Origin of the sequence: Natronomonas halophila (assembly GCF_013391085.1) — an archaeon.
Taxonomy (GTDB): Archaea; Halobacteriota; Halobacteria; order Halobacteriales; family Haloarculaceae; genus Natronomonas; species Natronomonas halophila.
Window position 1 is genome coordinate 2,393,588 of record NZ_CP058334.1, and the last position, 24,020, is coordinate 2,417,607.

The following is a 24,020-nucleotide window of genomic DNA, read 5'->3' on the forward strand; positions in this document are numbered from 1 at the left end:
GAGCTGCCGATACTGCCTATTGAGTGAGATGGCCCGTAGTCGTCCGGTGAAACCAGACATTACCGTAGGAGTGAGCAGGGTCTTCGTGCGATTATAGGTCCGAGCGCCGATTCAACGACTGCTTTCTCGACTGAATTCAGCCGTTTCGGAACGGCATTGAACGGTTGCGAATAGTCTGCTAGCTAATACCAACGTAGGTATGGGTGTATGGTGTTTCCAAGCGCTCCCCGATGGCGCGGTCGGCGTTGTGGTGTCCGTGTGGGCGGGTGGGCGCGGAACAAGGTGAACGAAATATGGATCGACGAAAATTCCTGATCGCGGCAGGCAGTACAGCAGTCGGAACCAGCGCGCTCGTCGGCTCGGGTGCATTCAGTTCTGCACAGATTCGAAATCGTGAGGCAAACGTGGCGGTCAGTGCCGACGACGCTGCACTCATCCAGTTGCTTCCCGGCTGGCATCAAGACGTCGCCGGTAACAACTCAACCGTCTCGAAAAGTCGGGTCGGCTACGAGGATGGCCAACTCTACATCAGCTTCAAAGCGGATAACCAGAGCGGCAACGGCGTGAACGCCAACTCCACTTACCAAGTCGGGGCGCTCGGTCAAGACGACGCCGAAGACGGCCTTGACAATCAGGGCATCGCTGGTGTCAGTTCCGACGACGCCCTCTACGGCAGCGCTGCGCCCGGCCCTTCGGACAACGAAATCGAGGACGACCCGGCGTTCGCGCTCTGCAACGAGAGCGACGAGACCTACGAGTTCGAACTCACCTACGATGCGGATTCGGCACCAACCGATTCACCCGATGTTGACAGCGAAGACGCGGCGGCCGTGCTCGTCGGTAGCGCCGACGACACGTGGGGTGCCGCCTTCGCGATGGATATGACGGATAATGCAGGCCGTGTGAGCACGGAACTTGCCCCCGGTGAGTGCCTCTACGTCTCGCTGATTATCAACGTCGGCGACGTCGACTCGACAGACACGCCCGACTGGGAAGGATCGCTGGTCGTCAACGCTGGCGAGAACCCGCCGTCCGGGAACAACATCGACAACTGAAACGGGCCGACAGCAGCCGCTTTAGTCGGTCCTTCGGCCCTCCAGCGTGAGTCCGCTGGTGGTCGTCAAAGCACCGACAACACAACTATGAAACGAAGAACCATACTCGTCGGCCTCGGAAGCGCGTCCGTAGGTGCGAGTACCCTCGTCGGTTCGGGTGCGTTCAGCGCGGCCAACGTCCGACGGGACACCAGCATCGATGTCGTCCCCGATTCGGATGCGCTAGTCGGACTGGGGCCGTGTACGGGCCCGCAGGGCCAACCAACCTCGAACGGGGTCTACGTCGTCGAGGAGAACGGACAGTTCGCACTCCAGATAAGCGACGCTAACGACGCCTTCGACGGCGACGGCGTAAACGTAGAATCGATTTACTGGTTCGACAGCGTCTTCGAAATCTGCAACCAGAGTGGCCATCCGGTCTGTGTCGATTTCCAGATCGACGTCCCGCCGGTTCCCGGGCCGGTCCCGAACGAATACGACTTCGAGGCGGGCGACGACGCCGTCGTCTTCTACGAGGGCGACGACCGTAGCGCCGTCATCGACGTCTCCGAATCCAATCCTCGGGAATCGGGGTTCTCCCTCGTTCCCGGCGAGTGCCTCTGTGTCGGCTTCGTCGTCCGTGCGTTCGGTTTCGACGCCGGCACCGATATCTTCCGGAACGCGACGTTGACAATCAACGCGTTCGCGGGAGACGAGTGCGGCACCGAGGGACCGGGTAATGGCGACGACGGCGACGGCGAGGATGAGGGAGACGGGGACGAACCTGATGAAAAGGAGGACTTCGAGGACCTCAAAGCCATCAGTTTCGTCGCGTTCTGTACGGGCGATGATACCGTCCCCGATATCGAACGCGTTGACGTGAAAAACACGAAGGATAACGGCGAACCCGTCGAAATCGAGTGGGAATCGAACGACCCCGTCGAGGAAGTCGTCCTGTTCGGCGGCCAAGAATGGTACCTGTTCGACGTCGGCAGCGCGACGCAGGGAACGGCCCTCATGTCGGCCGACGGTAGCAGGTTCGGTACCGGTCGCGTCGCCGACGACTTTGCCGCAGGCGATGGGCCAAGCGATATTACGTTCGATACCGACGGAAGCGACCACGTCCGGTGTCAGTCCTCTCCCTGCTACGGTGAGAAAGGGTACAAAGTCGAGGAAAGCGGCGGCAGCTTCGACGTCGACGACGGTGAGACGACGAACGAGACGTGCAACCAAGCCCCGACCTGAACGGGGCCACCAAGCCTCTCTTTTTGGCGCCGGAACCGAGCCCTAGCTCCCGGTGTCGTACTTATAGGTCGCTTCCTCGGAGTCGATACCGAAGTCCTCTGGGGATTCCTCGGGTTCGGTTTCTTCGGCTGGCTCGGCTTCCGCGGCTGCCTTGAACCGCTCGCGGAACCGGTCGGGCATCTCGAAACTGTCGGTGTCGATGCGCATGGGGACGGCCTCGGGGTCCAGCGACTCGCGTTTGGCTTCGAGGCGGTCCTGCAGTTGTTCGGGGAGGTCATCCGCCGAGACGCCCTCGAAGCCGAACTGCGCGAGGTACTCGTGTTCGCTCGTCAGCGAGTAGACGTGGTCGAACCCCTCCGCTTCGGCGCTGTCGACGAGGCGTTCGATGACGTGGGCGCCGACGCCCTGTCCGCGCCAGCCGTCGAGGACGCCGATACTGGTGAGTTCGCAAACCTCGTTGTCGTCGTCCTTGTGGACGCGTATCCGGCCGAACCCGGCGCGGGCGTTCGACTCCTCGTCGACGGCGATGACGTAATCCCGCGACCGAAAGGACGTCTCGTCCAGGCCCATCGACTCGATGTGGTCCAACAGCCAGGCCTCGTCACGATTGCGTGCGTCCCGGACGTACATATCCCGGCCTACGAGTGGGGAACGCAAAACGGTTCCCCCGACGTGTAAAAACGCTAAACACATTTCCTGTTTGCGAACGTAAGAAAACTACTTGCCGGCGGGTGCGAACACATGACACCATGGAGTCTCTCGAGGAGTTCGACGAGGTGGTTTACGAACCCGACGAGGAATTCGTCGAATCCACGAACGTCAAGGCGTTCATGGAGGCGTACGGTATCGACGACTACGAGGAATTAATCGAGCGGACGACTACGGATATCGACGGCGTCGAGGCCTCCGGCGTCGACTGGTTCTGGGACGAATTGCCCGACTACCTCGGCATCGAGTGGTACGATGACTACGACGAGGTCCGAGACGACAGCGACGGCCCGCAGTTCACCGACTGGTATCCCGGCGGCGAACTCAACATCGCTCACAACACCGTCGACCGCCACGCTGCGCGCGATTCGGGGACCCGAAACAAGGTCGCCTGCCTGTGGGAAGGCGAGGACGGCGAGGTCCGGAACTTCACCTATCACGAACTCGCCCGCACGTCGAATCAGGTCGCCAACTACCTCGAATCGGTCGGCGTCGAACAGGGCGATACGGTCGCCCTCTACATGCCGATGGTGCCGGAGGTCATCTCGATTCTCTACGGCTGTTTCAAGGTCGGCGCCATCGCTGTCCCCATCTTCTCCGGGTTCGGCGTCGAGGCGACGGCGACCCGCATCGAGGACCCCGAAGCGGACGTCCTCTTTACCGCGGACGGATTCTATCGGCGCGGGTCGGAGGTGACGCTGAAGGACACCGCCGACGACGCCATCCAAGAAGCCGACCACGACGTGACCGACGTGGTCGTCTACCGGCGCTTCGAGGACTCTGACCCGCCGTTGACTGAGGGTCGGGACGCCTACTGGGCCGACACCGTCGCCGAGCAGGCCGACGACTACGAGACGACGGAACTGGACTCCTCGGACGAGTCGATGCTGCTGTACTCGTCGGGGACAACGGGCAAGCCGAAAGGCATCGTCCACACCCACGCCGGCGGGCAACTGCAGGCGGCCAAGGAGGTGTATTTCGGCTTCGACCTCAAGCCGTCGGACCGCTTTTTCTGGGTGTCGGACATCGGTTGGATGATGGGGCCGTGGACGCTCATTGGCACCCACACCTTCGGCGGGACGATGGTGATGTACGAGGGCGCGCCGGACCACCCCAATCCGGACCGCTTCTGGGAGATGATCGACCGCCACGACATCACCCAGTTCGGCATCTCGCCGACCGCCATCCGCGCGCTCCGCAAGCAGGGCGACGAATGGGTCGAGGGCCACGACCTCTCCAGTCTCCGCCTTTTGGGATCGACGGGCGAACCGTGGGACCCCGAATCCTGGATGTGGTTCTACGAGGAGGTCGGTGGCGGCGACACGCCCATTATCAACATCTCCGGCGGCACCGAAATCATGGGCTGTTTCCTGATGCCGATGCCCATCCAGTCGCTGAAGCCGTGTACGCTCGGTGGCCCCGGCCTCGGGATGGACATCGACATCGTCGACGAGACGGGCGAGTCTATCAAGGAGGACAACGAACGCGGCTATCTGGTCGCCCGCGACTCCTGTCCGTCGATGACCAAATCGCTGTGGCAGGGCGACGACCGCTATCTCCACGAGTACTGGTCGTCCTTCGAGGACCCGCCGATGTGGGACCACGGCGACTGGGCCCAGAAGGACGAGGACGGCTTCTGGTACCTCCACGGCCGCGCCGACGACGCCCTGAACGTCGCCGGCCGCAAAGTGGGACCGGCCGAAATCGAGGGCGCACTCATCGAACACGAGGCGGTCAATCAGGCCGCCGCCGTCGGCGTTCCCGACGATACGACGGGGACGGCCGTCGTCACTTACGTCGTGCTGGAATCCGGATACGAGGAAACCGACGAACTGCGCGAGGAGTTGCGCGAGAAGGTCGGCGAGGAACACGGCAAGCCGTTCAAACCCCGTGAACTGCTGTTCGTCGACGAGTTCCCCAAAACGCAGTCGGGCAAAATCATCCGTCGGGCCATCGAGGCCACCTACACCGGCGAGGAACTGGGCGATATGTCCTCCATCGAGAACCCCGGCGCCCTCGACGAAATCGAGAACGCGCGATAGAGGCCGGTCCCGGTAATCGGCCGAACCGTTCGTTCACCGCGTTTTCAGCCCCTGTGACGCTCCCTTTTGAAGCCGCCTCGGATGCTCCGCAGTATTGTTAACGAGTCACGAACCTTTCGTCCGCCGCAGGTTGTGCTCAGCGGTACATGAACGAACGAAATCCATCATCGATGACACGACGTGGCATGATGAAAGGGGTCGGGGGCCTCGCCGCGTTGTCGATGTCGAACACGACGGCTGCGGAGGCACAGGACATCCTCGAAAGCACGCTGGAAAGCGACCCGCACACGGTGGATACCTATCGGTCCATCGTCGACGCGATTATCCCGCGGACGCCGCAGTTGGAGGACGAACTCGGGCCGGAGCACGTCCCGGGCGGACTCGCGGTCGAACTCGAGAAGTTCCTCATCTGGGATTTCAACCATTTCCACGAGATTCGCTCGGAGACGGTCACCCAGTCAGGGTTGGTCTCCAGCGTGGGACAGACGCCGCGCTCGCGGTTCGAGGTCGACCTCGATATGCGCGCGGTGGACTCCGTACTCGATGCGCTGCCGGTCGATATCGGCCTCGATACGCTGGCTATCGACACCGACGCCCTCGACGAGCACCTCGATTTCGGCGCGACCGACCGGTATCAGGTGTCGTTTGAGGACCTCGAGTCGGTGGATGAAGGGCCCGTATCATTCGACCGCACGATAATCTCGGACGGCGATACCTATCACCGCGTCGTCCAGAACTACCCCTACGCGAACGCCTTCCCGTTTGCCTTCGACCTCGCGGCGGCGGATTTCCTCGCCCGCGGGCAAAACGAGGACCAGCCGTCGCCGAACGAGCAGTTCGCGGGCGGCGGCACGTTCGTTCGGCTCTCCCGGAAGGACCGCCTCCGGTGTCTCTGGACCATCGTCGACGGCGGCGTCATCGACCGCCTCGACGGCCTGCTCTCGTCGTTCCTGCCAGCGGTCGGCCTGCTGAAATACGTCGTCATGGCCGCCAACGGCCTCCACGGCTTCGGCTACTACACCGAGTGGTCCGGCTACGGCGAGACGAAGACGAACACGCCGAGCGAGCGGGAGATGCAGGTCGACGAAAGCGAGGTCCAGAGTCGCACACAGACCGAGTACCCCGGTCCCTCGGACGGCTACGCCGCGGACTGGCGCCACGCCGTCGACGGCGGCTTCACCGACGAATGGGAGACCGAGGACGACGAGGGCGACGAGGGCCCGCCGGTCGAGTTACCTGACCCGGTGCCCGACGGCCTGGACGGTGATATCCTATGAAGAACCCCGACGTCACCATCATCGGCGCGGGCGCCGACGGGCCCGCCGCGGCGTGGCGGCTCGCGGAGAAACACGGCGTCGACGTACTCCTCATCGAGGGCGGTCCCTTCTTCGGCAACGAGGAGTGGCCCGAACCCCACGTCGACAAGGGCGGCACCGTCAGCACGGACCCCGACGACCTCGACGGCAAACTCCTCGACGACCAGATTTCCCATCAGGAAGCCGGCGCCAACGACCCCACGGCGGGCTATCTCCGCGTCGGCCCCGCCAACAGTTCGCGGGCGCCGTGGTTCCGCAACCTCCATCAGAACGCCTTCATCTGGCAGGTCGCGGGCGTCGGCGGCACCTCGCTGCACTACTTCGCGAACCACCCGCGCGGCTATCCGATGGCCTTCGACGAGCAGCCCCACTGGCCCATCGACTACGAGGACATGCTCCCGTACTATCGGCTCAACGAGGAGATTACCTCGACACAGCAGGCGCCGATGACGGCCCGCGAGGAGGTGTTCATCGAGGGCGCGAAGGGTGCCGGCTACGACCTGCTGGAGGACCTCAACGTCACCGAAACCGGCTGGCGGCCACAGCCGAACGCCATCGCCGAACCGCCGGAGTACCTCGATTCGGACTACGAGGGGAGCTTCAGTTACGACGACGGCTACCGTGGCGACACCCTCGTCGGCGACCACTTCCAGGGGTCGTCGACCCCCGTGGATGCGCCCGTCCGCGAGAAGGCGCGTAAATCCAGCAACATCAGTTACGTCCCCCGCGCGCTGGATACCAACACCAACGACGGGGCGGGCAACGTCGCCATCCGGCCGAACACCTACGTCACGAACATCAACGCCGTCGAGGGGCCGGCGACCGGCAACCTCGAAGCCACCGGCGTCGAGGTCCGCGATACGTGGTCCGGCAGCAGCGAGACCATCGAGTCGGACGTGGTCGTCCTCGCCGGCGGCTGTATCGAATCGCCGCGCCTGTGGCTCAACTCCGACCTGCCGGACGACGGCTGGGTCGGCAAGGGCCTGACCACCCACTGGTTCGACTGGGTCGTCGGCGTCTACGACGACGAGGCCGTCGCCGACATCAACCCCGACCGCCAGCATATGGACCCCTACGTCGGCCAAAACTCCGCGGTCCGGTTCGACAAGCCCGGCGTCGGTGGGCTGGAGGACATCGGCATGTCGCCCGGCCTCGTCTCCTTCGCGGATTATCTCTTCTCGGAGGCCGGCTACTCCTTCGACGCGGAGGTCGACGCCGGCGAACCGTGGGACACCCGCGGCTACATCGTCGGCGAGGAACTGAAGCGCAAGATGTCCAACTACCGGCAGACGAAGGCGATTCTCGTCCTCACCGACGACCTGCCGCGACAGGACAACGGCGTCACGCTCGATAACACCTTCAGCGACGAGCACGGTCCGGTCCCCGACGTCAAGTGGGAACCGCATCCCGACGACGACGAGAAACGGGACGAACTCGCACGCATCGCGGCGGACATCCACCGGGAAGCCGGCGCCTCCCACGTCCACCGCGCGGAGTGGCCGCCGCTGTTGCTCCACATGCAGTCGTCGATGCGTATCGGCAAGGTCCTCGATGCGGGCGGCGAGGCCAAGAACGTCGACCGCCTCTTCGTGGCCGACCACTCGGCGCTGGCCAACGGCGTCGGCGGGCCGAACCCGACCAACTCGGGGCAGGCGAACGCCTTGCGGACCGCCGACCACATCGCCGAGCGATACTTTTGACGGCGGTCGAGCTCCTATTTTTAATGCGACGAAAAGGACCACCCGTGTGGGTGGGAGAGCGAAGAGGGGTCTCGACCTAATCGTGGTCCGATACTATGCTGGTCGTGGGCGGGGTGTGGCGGTAGACTCCGTCACCACCTCCGTTACTTCGTGCTAGGGAGTGGCACACAAAATATCTTGTGCCTAAATCCCACACCCCGGAACCCGCTTCAGACGTGTTCGTTCAGGAACTCGACGATGGCCTCGTTGGCCTCGATACGGTTTTCGAGTTTCGTGAGGCCGTGCCCCTCGTCCTCGAAGACGAGTTTTCGGACGGGCACGCCCTGTTCGGCGGCTTCCTCGGCGATCTGTTCGGCCTCGCCGACGGGGACGCGGGGGTCGTTCGCGCCGTGGAGGACGAACAGCGGCGCCTCGATGGCCTCGATGTTGTTGATGGGCGACATCTCCTCCAACAGTTCACGGTCCTCGGCCAGCGAGCCGTATTCGGCCTCCCGGAGGTGGCGGCGCCACGACCCGGTGTTTTCGAGGAACGTGACGAAGTTGGCGATGCCGACGACGTCGATGCCGGCGGCCCACAGGTCGGGGTATTCGGTCAGCGCCGCGAGCACCATGAACCCGCCGTAGGAGCCGCCCTTGGCGATTAGTCGGTCGGCGTCGACCTCGGAGCGGTCGGCCAGCCAGTCGGCCGCGGCCTCGATGTCCGCGACGCTGTCCATCCGCTTTTCGACGTCGTCGAGGTGGGTGTACTCCCGGCCGTAGCCGGTCGACCCCCGAACGTTCGGCTCGAAGACGGCGTAGCCGTGCGCGAGGAAGTACTGCTTGGTCGGCGAGAAGGAGGGCCGCCGCTGGCTTTCCGGGCCGCCGTGGATATCGACGATGGTGGGTGCCCCACCTTCCGGCACTTCGTGCGGAAGCGAGAGAAAGCCCGGAATCTCGCGGCCGTCGAAGCTCTCGTAGTGGCCCAACTCGGCCTCAAGGAACGATTCTTCGGGGATGCCCGCCGTCGACGCATGGGTCCACCGCTCCGCCTCGCCCGTCTCGATATCGACGACGTAGACGTTGGTGTTGACCGTATCCGCGGTGACGGTGATGGCGAACCGGTCGGCGTCGGCGTCGAAGGCGACCCCACCGGAGACGCCGTCCGGAATGTCGGGGTCGGGATACTCCTCGATATCGGTCGGGCCGGCGAGTTCGCCGACGGTCAGGTCGGTGTAGCCGTCGACGTTCCGGGAGTAGACCAGGCGGCCCGTCTCGTCGTCCAGGGCGATGCCGTCGAGGTTCCACTTTCCGTCGGACGGGTCCGACGACGTTCGCGCTCCCTCGCGCTCACCGCCGCCCGTCTCGACGGTCTCCAGTTCGCCCGTTTCGACGTCAAGTCGAGCCAGATACAGCGTGTCGGCATCGAGGTCCGTACAACAGTAGAGTGCGTCGCCCTCCGGCGCCCACGAGAGGCTTGAATAGCGGATTTCCTCGTCGCTGTGGTCGGTGAGATGGGTCATCTCGCCCGACTCGATATTGAGGACGTGGACGTCGTGGTCGAAACTCGTGTGGGCCTCGTGGACGAGCAGGCGGTCGTCGCTCGGCGACCAGCCGGCGACCGAGAGCCAGCCGTCTCCCTTATAAATCATCTCAGCGGCGTCGCCCGTCGCTCCTCGGTCCTGCACGTAGACGTCGAAGACCGACTCATCGCGACGGTTCGAGGCGAAGGCGAAGCGGTCGCCGTCGTGACTCCAGCCGCCCCACCGGTGTTTCGCGTCGGTGTCCGTCCAGTTCGTGACCTGCCCGTCCGCATCGAGGCGGAACAACTGCTGGCGTTCGTTGCCGCCCTCGTCCATTCCGAAGGCCAGTTCCTGCCGTTCGGGCGACCACGAGGCGAAGGTGACCCGTTCATCGAAGAAGGTCCGCTGCTCGGGCCACTCGCCGGGTTCGGTCAGCGTCCAGACCTGCGGCGTGCCGGTCGCGTCCATCCGAAAGGAGAGGGTGCCGTCGGGGGCGAAGGATGCCCCGAAGGCGCTTCGGATGTTGAGATAGCGCTCGATGTCGTACACGTCCGTGCCGTGGGGGCGGCGGGTAATATCGGTTCGCCCCTCGTGGCCGAGGGAAATCCAACCGCTTTAGGCGCACACCCGCGGACTACGACCCGAGTGCGTCGAAATCGAGAGGAGTCGGTCCCCGACGACGAGCGCGAGGCGCTGTTGACTATCGCGCACGGCGCCGTCGTCACTTCCGGTGGCGTCTCCGGCCAGCGGGTCCTGACGACGGCCGTGGAGGTCATCCTCGCGCGTGGGCTCGGTCCCACCGCCTACGGCGTGTACGCGCTGGCGTGGCGCATCGCACAACTGCTCGTCCAACTCGTCACGTTCGGCAGCGTCCCCGCCCTCCAGCGGTACATCCCGGCCTACGGGGAGGACCCGGGCCGTCGCTCGGTCGTCGCGGGACTGGCCTACGCCACGACCCTGACCTTCGGTGCCCTGATAGCTGCCGGCATCTGGGTCGCCGCGCCGCGAATCAACGACCTCACCGTCTCACAGCCGTCGTTCCCGGCGACGATGCGGGCGTTCGGCTTCCTCGTCGTCCTGCTCGGCGTCGTGGCGGTCGCCGCCGCCGTCTTCCGTGCGGTCGGCTCGGCACGCGGTGAGGTGACGTTCAACAGACTGCTCCGGCCCGCCGCCCGCCTCGTCGGCGGAGTCGCGGCACTGTGGGTGGGCAGTAACGTCGTCGGGGTGGCCGGCGGAATCGTCGTCGCTACGGGACTGCTCGCAGTCGCCGCCGTCCCGCTTTCCTCGCGGGTGACCGGCATCACCCCGTCGTTGCGCGGCGTGCGAAGCGAGGCCCGTCGGTTCTACAACCACGCGGCGCCGGTCGCGATGAGCAGCCTCGGTAAGGTGTTCCAGAGCCGCATCGACGTGCTGCTGGTTGGCGCGCTGCTTTCGGCCGTTGCAGCCGGGGTCTACAACGCCGTTCTGGTGTTGATTGCCATCGCGTGGATTCCGCTGTTGTCGTTCAACCAACTGCTGCCGCCGGTCGCCTCCGAACTCTATGCGGACGGGGAGACGGGGACGCTCAACGCCGTCTACTCGTCGGTGACGCGGCTGATAGTCACGACGGTCGTCCCGATACTGGCCGTCCTCGTCGTCTACGGCCGGGAGTTGCTCGGCGTCTTCGGCCCGACCTACACGCAGGGCTACGTGGCCCTGGTCGTCTATCTCGCCGGCGTGTTCGTCGGGAGCGCTGTCGGCGCGACAGGGTGGCTCCTGATGATGACCGACCACCAGTACGCGCGGATGGCCCTCGACTGGTTCCTCGCGGCCCTCAACGTCGGCCTGACGTACGCGTTCATCCTCGAACTCGGCCTCGAAGGCGCCGCCCTCGGCACCTCGCTTGCCATCGCTATCCAGAACGGCATTCAGGTCTTCCTGTTGCGCCGGTTCGAGGGGCTGTGGCCCTTCGACCGGACGTTCCTCACCCCGCTTGCGGCGGGCGCCGTCGCCCTCGTGGTCATGTGGGCGGTTCGACTCGCCGTGCCGGGACTGGCCGCCGTCGCCGTCGGTGGCGTCGTCGGCGTTCTCGCGTACGTGGGGTGTCTCTACGTCCTCGGCGTCGACCCGCGGGACCGACTCGTGGTCCGCGAGTTGGCCGACAGGTACGCCAGCGACCTGACGCGCTTGCTTCCCCGGTGACCCCCTCTGTGGTGGGGAATCGGCCCCGCCCCCGATTCCAATCCCTTTTTGCCACCCGCCCTCGTCGTCGGTTCCATGCGAGTCGCGGTCGTCTTCAGGTCCCCGCCGCCCCAGTCCGACCGTGACGGTGCCGCCCGCCTCAAACGGCTCGCGGTCGCCTTCGCCGACCGCGGCCACGACGTGACCGTCTACTGTGTCGGCTGGTGGGGCGAGGACACCCGCCGAATCCAACTCGACGGCGTCACCTACGAGGCAGTGGTTCACGACCGGCCCGCCCTCTTTTATACTCGGATTACGGGCCTGCTGGCCCGCCACCGCCCCGACGTCGTCCTCGTGTCGCCGGACCCGCCGGGCGCCGTCGTCTCCGCCCGAATCGGCGCCCTCGCTGCCCGCGCACCGCTTGTCTGTGACTGGTACGGCGACGAACCCGGCGCGGCTGATTCCCGGTGGGGCGGCGCGGCTGCTCGCCTGCCGACCCGCGTGGTGGCGCCCTCGGAACTCCAGCGCACGCGGGTGCGGGAACGCGGTGCCTCCGGCGAGGGGACCGTCGTCGTGCCGAACGGCATCGACTTCTCGCTCGTGGAATCGACCGACCCCGACGAGCGCCGCGAGGTGGTCTACGCCCGGCGCCTCGACGAGGCGGCCAATCTCGAAAGCCTCCTGCTGGCGCTGGCGGAACTCCGCGGCGAGGACGGCTGGACGGCGACAGTCGTCGGCGACGGCCCACAGCGGGCCGACTACGAGAGACAGGCTCGTGACCTCGGTATCGGCGACCGCGTCGAGTTCGTCGGCGACCTCGACCGCGAGGACCGCGTCGCCGTCTATCGCGGCGCCCACACGTTCGTCCAGACGTCGAGACACGAGACCTTCGCCGACGAACTGCTCTGGGCGCTGGCCGCCGGCTGTGTCGGCGTCGTCGAGTATCAGGAGGATTCCAGCGCCCACGAACTCGTCGAGCGACGGGAACGCGGGATTCGCGTCACCGACATGGAGGCCCTCGACGAGGCCATCGCCGACTCCTGGGAGCTAGCGTTCCGCGACATCGATAGCGACTTCGAGGAGTTCGACCACGGGGCCGTCGTCGACGATTATCTCGACCTCTTTCGGGACTGCGGCGCGGAGTAGCTTCCTGCGAACCGATTGACAATTCTGTTTGGAGGCGTTCTGACGCCTAGTTTGATGTGTGGGTGGCAATATTTACCACGCATGAGTTGGCGTCAGGCCGAACGGGAGTACACGGACGAGGTAATCGGGGAGACGACCATCCCGGAGTTAATCTTCGGCTCGGTCGACCGCAACGCCGAGCGGGACGCACAGTTGTACAAGGGGGGCATCTACGACCGGTCGCTGACGCCTGAGATTGCCCCGGAACCGCCGGCAGGCGAATACGGCGCCATCACGTACGCGGAGTTCGGCGACATCGTCCGCAACCTGACGGCGGGGTTCCGCGACCTCGGCGTCGGACCGGACGACCGGGTCGGTATCTACGCCGACACGCGGATGGAATGGATTCAGTCCGACTTCGCCGTCCAGGCCGCCGAGGGCGTCGTCACGACCGTCTACACCGAATCGTCCGCGCCGCAGGTCGAGTACCTTCTCGACGACAACGACGCGATGGGGTGTGTCGTCGGCACCGAGGGCCTACTGGAGACGCTGCTTGAAGTCGAAGCCGACCTCGACCTCGAGTTCATCGTCACGCTCGACGACGTCAGCGACGAGTACACCAACCGCGATGACGTCCACACGCTGGCGGACGTCCACGACATCGGCGCGGAAACCTTCGACGAAGCGGCGTTCCAGTCGTGGCTCGACAACCGGGAGTGGACGGACCTCTGTTCGCTCGTCTACACCTCGGGGACGACCGGCGACCCGAAGGGCGTCCAGTTGAGCCACAAGAACTGGCGGACCTCGTTCAATCAGTTGCGCAAGCGCATCGGCCCGCGACCGGACAAGGGCGAGGACGTCCCGGCCATGGAGGGCGGCATGACGGCGCTTGCGTTCCTACCGCTGGCGCATGCCTTCGAGCGCATCAACCACTTCCACGAACTCGCTATCGGGATGACCGTCGCCTACGCCGAAAGCGCCGACACCGTCGGCGACGACCTCCAGCAGGTCCAACCCGAGGCCGCCGCGTCGGTGCCGCGGGTCTACGAGCGCATCTACGCCCAGATGCGCGAGCAGGCCTCCGAATCGCCGGTCAAAAAGCGCATCTTCGAGTGGGCTGTCGACACCGCTCAGACGTACGACGACGCCGACGACCCCGGGTTCCTGCTGGAGACGAAACTGAAACTCGCCGACAAACTCGTCTTCTCGCAGGTCCGGGATGCGCTGGGCGGCAACATCGAACTGTTCGTCTCCGGTGGCGGCTCGCTGTCGGCGGACCTCGCGAAGCTCTATCGGGCGATGGGGCTGACGATTCTGGAGGGATACGGCCTGACGGAAACCGCGCCGGCGCTGACGGTGAACCCGCCGGAGGACATCCGCATCGGGACGATGGGCGTCGCGCTATGCGACGTCGACCTCGAACTGGACCCCAACGTCGTCAGCGAGGAGACGAAGGAAAGCGCCGACGGCGAGGTGGGCGAGTTGCTCGCGAAGGGGCCGAACGTCTTCGAGGGCTACTGGAACAAGCCCGACAAGACCGAGGCGGCGTTCACCGACGACGGGTATTTCCGGACCGGAGACATCGTCGCCCGCGACGAGGACGGCTACGTCACCTTCGTCGACCGCCTCAAGAACCTCATCGTGCTGGATACGGGCAAGAACGTCGCGCCCGAACCCATCGAAGACGAGTTCGCCACCTCGGCCCGTATCGACCAGATAATGGTCGTCGGCGACGACGAGAAGTTCGTCGCCGCCATCGTGGCGCCGAACTTCGAGGAACTGTGGGAGTGGGCCGACGAGGAGGGCCTCGACCTCCCCGAGACCCCCGAGGACGCCATCGAGACCGACGAGGTCCGCGCGTGGATCGACGAGGAAATCGACCGCGTCAACGACCGTCTCGCGAAACACGAGCAGATCAAGGCGTTCCGACTCGTCGCGACCGAGTGGACGCCCGACAATGACCTGCTTACCCCGTCGATGAAGAAAAAACGGCGGAACATCCGCGGCACCTTCGAGGACGAACTCGACGAGATTTATGGGCGGGCAGCGGCCGACGAGACCGGTCCCGAAGCCGAGGCGACGACGGACTGACGCTCCGCCGTCGGCCGGCGGGTTTCCGGCCGTGAGTCGGTCGACCCGCTTAAAAGGGCGGAGGCCGAACACGTTCCTATCACATGGGCCGGGACTCGACACTGTTTGCCAACCTCGGCCGGCGGCTCTTCGAAAAGGCGGTCGAAGCTTCGGGCCACTCGGTGTATTTCACCGACCGGAACGGCGTCATCCAGTACGTCAACCCCGCCTTCGAGGAGGTGACGGGGTATACCGCCGCGGAGGCGGTCGGCAAGACGCCGCGCATTCTGAAATCGGGCGAGCACGACGAGGCGTTCTACGAGGAACTGTGGGAGACGATTCTCGCCGGCGACGTCTGGCGGAACGAACTCATCAATCGCCGGAAATCCGGCGAGCGATACGTCGTCGACCAGACCATCGCACCCGTCGAGGACGACGGCGAGATAACCCACTTCGTCGCGATAAACGTCGATATCACCGACCAGCACGACTACGAGCGCCGCCTCGAACGGCAGAACGAACGGCTCGACGAGTTCGCCTCGGTCGTCAGCCACGACCTCAACAACATGCTGACCGTCGCCAGCGGCAACACCGAACTGGCCCGGGAAACCGGCGACCACTCGCGGCTGGACCGCGTCGAGGAGGCCCACGACCGCATGCAGGAACTCACCGACGAACTCCTCACCCTCGCTCGGTCCGGTCAGGCCGTCGAAAACGAGCAGGCCGTCTCGCTCGTCTCGGCGGCCAAGGAAGCCTGGAGTACGACCGCGACCGCCGACGCGACGCTGGCGTGTGAGGACGACGTCGACGTCGTCGCCGACAGAGAGCGGCTGAGACAGCTCTTCGAGAACCTCTTTCGCAACGCCGTGGAACATGGTTCCACGAGCCCTCGCTCGTCCACTCGCGAGGACGCTGTCGAGCATGGTTCGACAAGCCCTCCTTCGCGGACTCAGGAGGACGCTATCGAATGCGGTTCGGCAAGCCCGTCCTCGTCATCTCGGACGGACGCCGTGGAACACGGATCAGACCCCCCGGCATCGGAGCCGCCCACGGGTGGCGACGCCAAACGCGACGGCGACGGGGTCACCGTCCGCGTCGGTGTCGACGACGACACCATCTACGTCGCCGACGACGGCGTCGGTATCGACCCGGACGAGCGAACCGAGGTCTTCGAGAAGGGGTATACGACCGATGACGACGGCAACGGCTACGGCCTCACCATCGTCAGGAACATCGCCGAGGCGCACGGTTGGGGGGTCAACGTAACCGAGAGTTCCGCAGGCGGCGCCCGCTTCGAGATTACGGACGCCGAGTTCGACGCCTGAGCGGACTGCCCCTCTCGACCGGTCGCGGTCTCATTTCTTGGCGAACCGTTCGGGGTCGGCAGCGGCCTCGGCGGTCCGGACCGCAGCGGCGTTCTCCGCGACGTCGTGGACGCGGACGATATCCGCGCCGCGCTCGGCGGCGATGGCGCTGCCGGCGACAGTCGAGGCGAGTCGCTCGTCAGGGCCGCCGTCGTCGACCAGTCCGAACATCGATTTGTGGGAGTGACCGACCAGAATCGGACAGCCGAGCGCGCGGAACTCGTCGACGCGACCCAGCAACTCGAAGTTCTCGGCGGCGGACTTCCCGAAGCCGAGGCCGGGGTCGACGATGATTTGCGAGCGGTCGAGACCCGCCTTCTCGGCCAGCAGGACGCGCTCGGTCAGCGAGTCGATGGTGTCGGCGACGACGTCGTCGTACTCCACGTCGGCGCCGGGGTCGACGGGCGTCTCGATGGAGTGCATCACGACGACGGGCACGTCGTAGTCGGCCGCCACGAGGCGCATCTCGGGGTCTTCGAGGCCCGAAACGTCGTTGAGGATGTCGGCGCCGGCATCGAGGGCGGCGCGGGCGACGTCGGCCTTTCGGGTATCGACGGAAACGAGAGCGTCGGTCTCGGCGAGTGCTTCGACGACCGGGACGACGCGGTCGATTTCCTCCTCGATGGGCACGGGGTCGGCGCCGGGGCGGGTGGATTCCCCGCCGACGTCGATGATGTCGGCGCCGTTTTCGACCATCCGTTCGGCCCGCTCGACGGCGTCGTCGAGGGTGTCGTAGCGGCCGCCGTCGTGGAACGAGTCGGGCGTGACGTTGAGGATGCCCATGATGGCGGTGCCGTCCGCCCAGGGGTAGTCGCCCGTTTCGGGTCGATACTGGATGCCCAGCGCCTCGCGGATTTCGGTCCCGACGGCGGGAAGGCCGTCGGGTTGGCCCTGGAGTTTCTCGCTCAGGCGCTTGAACTGCGAGAGGGTGCCCATCAGGACGACGTCGACCAGTTCTCGGTCCTGTGCGTCGACGCCGGAGGTGGCACACTCCCCGCCCAAAGAGAGCAGTTCCTGCTTGAGGTAGGCGGCCTGTTTCGGGCGAACACGGGTGGCAAGGACGCGGTGGACGCCCTTGCCGCGCATGCGGTAGACACCGCCCTCGGTGACGTTCGCACCTTCCAGCACGTCGGCGGCGGTGTCGATGTCGGGCACGCGCTTGGGGACGTACTCGCGGGTCCAGCGGCGGCGGGCCTCGGCGACGACGAACAGCGAGCCACAGACGAGGACGGCGTCGTCCTCGCCGGCGTTTTCCACGGCGGTTTCGACCGCGTGGGTAACGGAGCCAACGGCGTCGACCGTTTCGGCGTCGTCCTCGAAGACCGCTGCGAGGGCATCGATGGACTCCGCACGCTCGAAGTCCGGTCGGCAGGTGTAAACGTGGTCGGCCGTCGGGAGCGCGTCGGCCATCCCCGCGTGGTCCTTGTCGCACATCGCGCCGAAGACGAGGTGCAGGTCGTCGTAGTCGAACGTGCCGAGAGTCTCGCTGACGCCCTCGCAACTGCCGGGGTTGTGCGCGCCGTCGAGAACGACGAGCGGCGCCTGTTCCATCACCTCGAAGCGGCCGGGCCAGGAGGCGTTCCGGAGGCCGCGTTCGATGTCCTCGACGGCAACGCTTCCCAGTTGTCGGGCCAGTGCTGCCGCCACGCCGGCGTTGCGGGCCTGATAGGACCCGAGCAAGGCGAGGTGGGTTCTGGCCGACCAATCCGCGGCCGACAAATCCACGGCCTGTTCGATGTCCTCCCGGCCGCGGTCGGTGACGCGAACGTCGGCATCGTCGTCCTCACCGACGCGAACCACGTCGCCGGCGACGTCCTTGACGGCGGCCAGCACGCCGCCGGTCGTCGCGGTGACGAGGGGCTTGTCTTCGGGTACGACGGCGGCCTTGTCGCGGGCGATTTCCTCGACCGTATCGCCGAGGATGTCGGCGTGTTCGAGGGTGACGCTGGTGACGGCGGCGGCCTCGGCGTCGACGGCGCTGGTGGCGTCGTGTTTGCCGCCGATACCGACCTCCAGAACGGCGATATCGACGTCCGCGCGGGCGAAGGCCCAGACGGCAAGCGCCGTCGTCGTCTCGAAGAAGGTGGGCGACTGGCCCTCTGCGGCCTCATCGGTGACGTAGGGTTCGACCTCCTCGACGAACTCGGTAACGGCCGCCTTCGGCACTTTGCGACCGTCGATGCGGACACGTTCGCGAATGTCGTCGAGGTGCGGCGAGGTGTAGAGGCCGACGTCGTATCCGGCCTCGCGAAGGATGCGCTCGACCATACGGGCCGTACTCCCCTTCCCGTTCGACCCGGCAATCTGGACGACACGAAGGCCGTCGTCCGGTGCGTCCAGATAATCGAGGAGGCGCCGCGTGGACTCGACGCCCGTCCGCGGCGAGTATCGGCGGAGGTCGAACAGGAAGTTCGCCGCCTCGTGGTACTCCATATTAGAGGGATTGTGGGCGGCCGCTTTAGCGTGTCGAAGGACGATACTGTTCGCGCCTCGCCCGGCCGCGGTGGGTTTCTTACGACGGCGCGTGTGGAGTCGGTATGGTCTCGAATACACGGCTGTACGGGGCGGCCATCGCGTTCGTCTCGGGCCTGTACTCGCTGTGGAGCGCGTCGATGGCCTCGCGAATGGTGACGAGCGGTTGGCTCATGGGCGTTCTCGGTGTTGTCGTCATCGTCCACGGCGCCGTTCTCCTGACCGAGTACGCCGAGCGACTCGCCGGTGCCAGCGGCCCGCTCATGATTGCCTATTCCATCGTGATGCTCCTCAATCAGGCGTTTCTCGGCACGGGCATGATGAACGATGGAAGCGAGATGGGCATGAACGGCGGTATGAGCGGCGGCATGGCCAGCAGTTCGATGACGACCGGAATGGGGTGGGATGCGGGCATGGTCGCCCTCGCGGTGTTGATGCTCATCAGCGGTCTCATCATGGCCTCACGTGAGTCGGACGATACGACCGACGGGATGTGACCGGGCACCGAGACAGACTGCCGATTCGCCCACCGCCTTCGGCATAATCATTAACCGGACTCTCGACGAATATCCGGACGTATGCTCGAACTTTATCAGGCCGAAGACTGCCCGTACTGCCAGAAAGTACGCGAGAAACTGATGGAGTTGGGCGTCTCCTATGTCAACCACAACCCGCGGACCGCCGAAAACGACGTCCGGAACCAGCAGGTCCTCGAGGAGATGGTGGCTCTCGGCGGCAAGGACCAGGTGCCGTTCCTCGTCGACAATCAGCGCGGCGCCCAAATCTACGAGAGCGACGATATCGTCGAGTACCTCGAAGAACACTACGGGTGAGGCGTCGAAGCGGTAGGGTCGTACAGAAGGCTCTTTTGAAATCCTCAACAAATGATAGGTAATAGGCTTCGTACTGTATACAGGGCGCGTATCTCGCAAGCAGCTTTGACCAATTCGATTCGGTCGATATAGATGACCCACATACCGACATAGGATGCAAACCTATCGACGTGGTGTCAGAGATTATGTCCGAGATACAGAGGGTGTGTTAGCAATGTCATCCTGCCAATTTTATTGGTGCAGGAGTGGTCTGGTTTTGGGACGCGTTGAGTCACTCTATCGGTGTGTCTGTCACTTGTTCCGTTGTTGTCGTTGCCGTTGACCGTGAGCGAAGGACGTACCAGACCGCAAGGAAAGCGATGGCGTTCACGCTTTCACCGACCGCCCCCCGTATGTTCGTGGAGAACGTCCCTGAACCGAGTAACACGAACAGGATTGCAACAGAGGCGACCAGCATCAGACCACCAACAACCGTGGGGAATGCATCGGTTCGGAGTCCTGCGATGCCGAAGAGGATGAACGAAAGGAGAGTAAATACAACTGTACCGGCCCCGAAAACCGCGATAAGTGGTGTGGTAACACCGAGATTTTGCAGTATCGATGTGGCTATCAACCCCACAGCAAAAACCATCGCCCCGCTGAGAAGGACACGGCTCAGTTTTCCTATCCGGGGATGGAGTTCTATCAAGCCAACGGAGAGGCCGGCTAATCCGAGGAGGACGGCCAAGCGACCAACGATGACAGTCGGGTATATCCAGTCAAAAAAGGTGACACTTTCTACCAGATACGCGGCCCCATGGTTGAGTGCAAAGATGAGTTCAAGGACGAAGCCAACGAAAAACAGCGTCGGACTCCACGCCTCAAGCGCTTTCCAATATTGCTTGCTAATGATTGACATAGGAGGGGAGATACAGCGATAATACGTATAAAAATTTCTTAACAATAATTATGTTTAATAGGAGAGACCTAATTGTTGAGTCGGCCAATACCCAAACACGTCTCACGGCTGGTTCCGCCTCGCAACGCTGGAACTATCTCAGACCAGATTCGGTCGGTGTAGAGGACGTTTCTATCAGAGACGGCATAAACCGGTTCCTCATCCCATGAACGTACCATTACTTCGTAGTTGGATCGGGCGTTGGCTCCGCGTGGTCGGTCGGGATGCCGTCAGTGGGGAGCAAATAACCGATAGTAAGCGGAAAGACGCCAGTTGCCACGAGGAGAACGACCGGGAGCCATTCAGTTCCGCTTATAAGTGGAGATATAGTTGCGATTCCCAGAATCCATATACCGACAAATCCCAGCAAAAGACCACCGACAGTGCGGGACAGAGTTCTCGTCCAAAGGATGGTAACACCGAATAGGAGTAACCCGAGAAGCGTAATTCCAACAGTTATCGGGATGAGCATTCCCGGTGGTAACGGCTGGTTGAGGATTGTCATCATGACTGCCCAGATGATGAGGGTGAGGAGAGAACCAGTACCGACAGCAACGAGGGTGAGGCTGATACCCGCCAATCGAGGAGCCTGATTCGTTAATCGACGATAAAACCCTAAGACTCCGACGACAGCAACCACCAAGCCAGAAATGTAAATAACGAAGTTCTGCAATCCAGTATCCCCCAGATACGGCGTGAGCCGCTGGAATAACTCGTAGATTGCGTTAAAGAAGAAAAGTCCACTAGAAAGAAAAAATAGCCACGCACTACTTTGTTCGAGCGATCCCCATATTTTCTTGCTAACAATACCCATGCCCTCCATTGTATTTAACAATTATAAAAAGTATTGGCCATATTGTCTCAGCGATTTATAGTGAGTGTCACCCTAATACCTTCGCAGTCGAACTGTGATGGCTGTTTCAGCGGTTCTGTTGAATTCGTATTCACTCGACACTATATGTGGTGTAACAGCCCGTAAGTAGGATTACGAATTGACCGGGATACTTCCATCAGAATTAGCTGATGACCGAGATAGTGTGCGAGATACAGAGCGCGTCTTCATCACTCAACAGTGGACTCTGGCGCTGGCTCTGTGGTGTCGGACGGAGCAGCCTCGGTTCGGAGAACGTAGGCGATGGCCAGCATGGTCAGAGCCAGCCCGCTGAGGATGAAGATGGTGACTTCTGACGGACGTGGATTGGGTACGCCTAGCGCTGACAGGACGAAAAAATTCGTGATGATAAACAGTGCCGGCATCAGCAGGAGTATGCTGAGGGCCCGCGAATGGACATCGCTCCGAAGGCTGACGATACTGAATGAGACAAACCCTAGGATGGCCCCGATTAACACGCCGACGATTGTGCCTACGAGGACGAACATGGGGAAGGCTTCTGTTGGTGGGACATCTCTGACGAACGCGACGAGCGCCGTCGCGCCATTACCGACGAAGCCCACCACGCCGATTACGGCGAAGACGCCGCCAGCACCGGCCAGCCAGCGGTTCTGGTCGGCAAGGTTCGGATACAACCCAAGTAGCCCGGTGAGGGCGGCAATCCATCCGGCGGCGATGAATGCTTGGCCAACTCCAGACCTCAGGTCTTCAAGCCCCACTAGTATATTGGCCACATCGAATGCTGCGGCGATGATAAACATCAATCCACCAATACGGAATAGCGTCGTGCTTCTCTCTTCAAGCAAGTTCCACCGTTGTGTGCTAATCCCCACCATGATAGTGGTTGATACCCAAGATATTATAAAATACTTTGGATGCAGGGCTCACCCTCGATTGCAGGATGCTCCGGTAAGTGCGCAAGCGCGTTCTCACGGGTGATTTTGCATCGTCAATCTGGAAATGTCCCAAATTGGTTGATACAGGCGGTATATGTGGATATCCCGGGGATTTTAGTGAGTTTGACCGTAGTTATAAATGATATGCCCTCCATAAATCGGCGGACGTTTATCGCCAGTTCGAGTGCGGCCCTCGTGGGTGCCAGTGGTTGTACCGCTGTTGGTTCTTTGGAACGGCCTGCCCACACAGTATCAGTATATCTTGGCGATCGTGACAAAATGTATGACGTGACTGTCACGGTCGAAGCCGAGGATGGCAGTGTACTCTTCGAAAATGAGTATCGGCTCTCCGATAGCAACGAAGCCGATGAAGACGCAACGTTTCCAGAATCAACCGATCCAGAAACTGTCATCGTGACCGTCGATGGGACTCGATATGAACACGACTGGCCGGGAACCGATTACCCGCAACTCCCCTGCGAGAGCGGGAATTGGACAGGTGTTGAAGTGTGGGTTGAACAGAGCCCGGATGGAACACCGAGTATTCGAATGGAAGCAAACTGCCAGCACGTTATGATGGACTGATGCTCAATAAGCACACTCGTACTTGCAGCTGATTCAATCAAATACTGGTAGAATAAACGGAGTCATGCTGCTGCATGCAGCCTCTATATTCAGCACGCTATTCCTATCAGGTGCTGAGGGTTTCAACAGTGCCGTATAGAAAGGATTTCGGTTCAGTAGAACTCTTTTTCGACGCTCCGAACCGCCTCGATACGCTTCTCGATGGGCGGGTGGGTTGCGAACAGTTTTTCGAGGCCGCCGCGGTCGCCGCCGAAGATACACAGCGCGGCGACGTCCGAATCGAGGTCCGCATCGCGACCCTTGCCGGCGGCGCTAATCTTCTGGAGGGCACTGGCCATCGCGTCGCCGCCGACGTGGCGGGCCGCGTCGGAGTCGGCGACGTACTCCCGATAGCGGGAGATGGCCAGCACGAACACCATCGTCACCGACTGGACGAGCATGGAGGCCATGTAGCCGATGATGATGTTGCCGATGCCGCCCTCCCGGGAGAAGGCGATGGCGAAGTAAGCCGCCAAGCCGAGCATGGAGGCGATAGACTGGCCCATCACCATCGTGATGACGTCGCGGTTGTCGATGTGGGCGAGTTCGTGGGCGAGGACGGCTTCGAGTTCGTCGTGGCTCAGGGTAGCCATGAGTTCCGTCGAGACCACGACGACGCCGGCGCCACGGCGGCCGACGGCGAAGGCGTTGGGGACGCCCATATCGGCGACCATCAGGCGCGGCTTGTCGAGGTCCATCTCGTCGGCGATGCGCTCGACCGAGCGATGGACTTCGGCGTAGCGGTCCTCGTCCATGTCCTCGGCGCCGGAACTCCGTATCGCGGCCCACTTGCCGAACTTGTACTGGAAGCCGGCGAAGGCGATGGTGCCCAGGAAGACGATGGGCAGGCCGACGCCGTAGACCTGCACGGCGATGATGGCGACGAGCGCGTAGAAGCCGAAGAGCACGCTCCCGACGAATGCCATCCGGGCTTTGAGTCCTAGGTGTCTCATACGTCCGCCGGTTAGGGGTTTTTGGGGATATGGCTTCCGGCCCTAGTGCTAGCAGGGGGCACGGAAAACTCACAATACCTAAGTTGGTTCGCGCCGCGTTGACGCGTATGCGAAGCCACGTGCTCGTCGGTGGGTCGGCAGCGACTACCC

19 protein-coding genes are annotated in these 24,020 nt (G+C 63.3%); 12 read left to right on the forward strand and 7 right to left on the reverse strand.

The genetic code is table 11. From position 1 onward, the window contains the following. The first annotated feature begins 293 nt into the window (after window positions 1-293). Together HWV23_RS12795 and HWV23_RS12800 are read left to right on the forward strand one after the other, a co-directional pair. Window positions 294-1,055 carry a hypothetical protein gene (locus tag HWV23_RS12795; RefSeq protein WP_178290787.1) on the forward strand — a complete coding sequence of 254 codons (762 nt, stop codon included), beginning with the start codon at window positions 294-296 and terminating at the stop codon, window positions 1,053-1,055. An 87-nt stretch (window positions 1,056-1,142) separates the two neighbouring features. After that, window positions 1,143-2,279 (forward strand): hypothetical protein, encoded by a 1,137-nt coding sequence (locus HWV23_RS12800; RefSeq protein WP_178290788.1) that lies wholly within the window; start codon window positions 1,143-1,145, stop codon window positions 2,277-2,279. Window positions 2,280-2,321: 42 nt separating this feature from the next. Here the strand turns inward: HWV23_RS12800 and HWV23_RS12805 are convergent, their stop codons facing one another. Then, window positions 2,322-2,909 carry a GNAT family N-acetyltransferase gene (locus HWV23_RS12805; RefSeq protein WP_178290789.1) on the reverse strand — a complete coding sequence of 196 codons (588 nt, stop codon included), beginning with the start codon at window positions 2,907-2,909 and terminating at the stop codon, window positions 2,322-2,324. A 119-nt stretch (window positions 2,910-3,028) separates the two neighbouring features. Between HWV23_RS12805 and HWV23_RS12810 the strand changes: the two genes are divergently transcribed. From HWV23_RS12810 to HWV23_RS12820, 3 genes are all read left to right on the forward strand, one after another. Continuing rightward, window positions 3,029-5,029: an AMP-binding protein gene (locus HWV23_RS12810; RefSeq protein ID WP_178290790.1), complete on the forward strand. Its 2,001-nt coding sequence runs from the start codon at window positions 3,029-3,031 to the stop codon at window positions 5,027-5,029. 170 nt (window positions 5,030-5,199) lie between these two features. After that, window positions 5,200-6,306, forward strand: coding sequence for a hypothetical protein (locus HWV23_RS12815; protein ID WP_178290791.1), 1,107 nt, complete (start codon window positions 5,200-5,202; stop codon window positions 6,304-6,306). Next, window positions 6,303-8,045 (forward strand): GMC family oxidoreductase N-terminal domain-containing protein, encoded by a 1,743-nt coding sequence (locus HWV23_RS12820; protein WP_178290792.1) that lies wholly within the window; start codon window positions 6,303-6,305, stop codon window positions 8,043-8,045. Before HWV23_RS12815 ends, HWV23_RS12820 begins: the two co-directional genes overlap by 4 nt. Before the next feature lie 209 nt (window positions 8,046-8,254). Here the strand turns inward: HWV23_RS12820 and HWV23_RS12825 are convergent, their stop codons facing one another. Beyond that, the gene (locus tag HWV23_RS12825) at window positions 8,255-10,093 is read right to left on the reverse strand and encodes a S9 family peptidase (protein WP_246282684.1); all 1,839 of its coding nucleotides are present in this window, start codon (window positions 10,091-10,093) and stop codon (window positions 8,255-8,257) included. A gap of 96 nt (window positions 10,094-10,189) precedes the next feature. Between HWV23_RS12825 and HWV23_RS12830 the strand changes: the two genes are divergently transcribed. The 4 genes from HWV23_RS12830 to HWV23_RS12845 all read left to right on the forward strand — a co-directional run bounded on the left by HWV23_RS12830 (window position 10,190) and on the right by HWV23_RS12845 (window position 16,224). Next, on the forward strand, window positions 10,190-11,725 hold the full coding sequence (locus HWV23_RS12830) for a lipopolysaccharide biosynthesis protein (RefSeq protein ID WP_211693255.1): 1,536 nt from the start codon (window positions 10,190-10,192) through the stop codon (window positions 11,723-11,725). 75 nt (window positions 11,726-11,800) lie between these two features. Further along, window positions 11,801-12,850, forward strand: a complete 1,050-nt coding sequence (locus HWV23_RS12835; protein ID WP_178290793.1) for a glycosyltransferase family 4 protein — start codon at window positions 11,801-11,803, stop codon at window positions 12,848-12,850. A gap of 81 nt (window positions 12,851-12,931) precedes the next feature. Next, window positions 12,932-14,920 (forward strand): AMP-dependent synthetase/ligase, encoded by a 1,989-nt coding sequence (locus HWV23_RS12840; RefSeq protein ID WP_178290794.1) that lies wholly within the window; start codon window positions 12,932-12,934, stop codon window positions 14,918-14,920. A gap of 83 nt (window positions 14,921-15,003) precedes the next feature. Beyond that, on the forward strand, window positions 15,004-16,224 hold the full coding sequence (locus tag HWV23_RS12845) for a two-component system sensor histidine kinase NtrB (RefSeq protein WP_178290795.1): 1,221 nt from the start codon (window positions 15,004-15,006) through the stop codon (window positions 16,222-16,224). A 30-nt stretch (window positions 16,225-16,254) separates the two neighbouring features. On the opposite strand, the gene folP is transcribed toward HWV23_RS12845, so the two are convergent. Beyond that, the gene (folP, locus tag HWV23_RS12850; RefSeq protein ID WP_178290796.1) at window positions 16,255-18,696 is read right to left on the reverse strand and encodes a dihydropteroate synthase; all 2,442 of its coding nucleotides are present in this window, start codon (window positions 18,694-18,696) and stop codon (window positions 16,255-16,257) included. A gap of 104 nt (window positions 18,697-18,800) precedes the next feature. Here folP and HWV23_RS12855 point away from each other — a divergent pair, with 104 nt between their 5' ends. Beyond that, window positions 18,801-19,232 (forward strand): hypothetical protein, encoded by a 432-nt coding sequence (locus tag HWV23_RS12855; protein WP_178290797.1) that lies wholly within the window; start codon window positions 18,801-18,803, stop codon window positions 19,230-19,232. Between the two features lie 81 nt (window positions 19,233-19,313). Continuing rightward, the gene (locus tag HWV23_RS12860) at window positions 19,314-19,568 is read left to right on the forward strand and encodes a glutathione S-transferase N-terminal domain-containing protein (protein WP_178290798.1); all 255 of its coding nucleotides are present in this window, start codon (window positions 19,314-19,316) and stop codon (window positions 19,566-19,568) included. A gap of 271 nt (window positions 19,569-19,839) precedes the next feature. Here the strand turns inward: HWV23_RS12860 and HWV23_RS12865 are convergent, their stop codons facing one another. From HWV23_RS12865 to HWV23_RS12875, 3 genes are all read right to left on the reverse strand, one after another. After that, the gene (locus HWV23_RS12865) at window positions 19,840-20,466 is read right to left on the reverse strand and encodes a hypothetical protein (RefSeq protein ID WP_178290799.1); all 627 of its coding nucleotides are present in this window, start codon (window positions 20,464-20,466) and stop codon (window positions 19,840-19,842) included. A gap of 217 nt (window positions 20,467-20,683) precedes the next feature. Then, window positions 20,684-21,319, reverse strand: a complete 636-nt coding sequence (locus HWV23_RS12870) for a hypothetical protein (protein WP_178290800.1) — start codon at window positions 21,317-21,319, stop codon at window positions 20,684-20,686. Between the two features lie 248 nt (window positions 21,320-21,567). Beyond that, window positions 21,568-22,233 carry a hypothetical protein gene (locus HWV23_RS12875; protein WP_178290801.1) on the reverse strand — a complete coding sequence of 222 codons (666 nt, stop codon included), beginning with the start codon at window positions 22,231-22,233 and terminating at the stop codon, window positions 21,568-21,570. Window positions 22,234-22,572: 339 nt separating this feature from the next. Between HWV23_RS12875 and HWV23_RS12880 the strand changes: the two genes are divergently transcribed. Then, the gene (locus tag HWV23_RS12880) at window positions 22,573-22,878 is read left to right on the forward strand and encodes a hypothetical protein (protein ID WP_246282685.1); all 306 of its coding nucleotides are present in this window, start codon (window positions 22,573-22,575) and stop codon (window positions 22,876-22,878) included. 152 nt (window positions 22,879-23,030) lie between these two features. Here the strand turns inward: HWV23_RS12880 and HWV23_RS12885 are convergent, their stop codons facing one another. Continuing rightward, on the reverse strand, window positions 23,031-23,870 hold the full coding sequence (locus HWV23_RS12885; protein ID WP_178290803.1) for a M48 family metalloprotease: 840 nt from the start codon (window positions 23,868-23,870) through the stop codon (window positions 23,031-23,033). Between the last annotated feature and the right edge of the window lie 150 nt (window positions 23,871-24,020).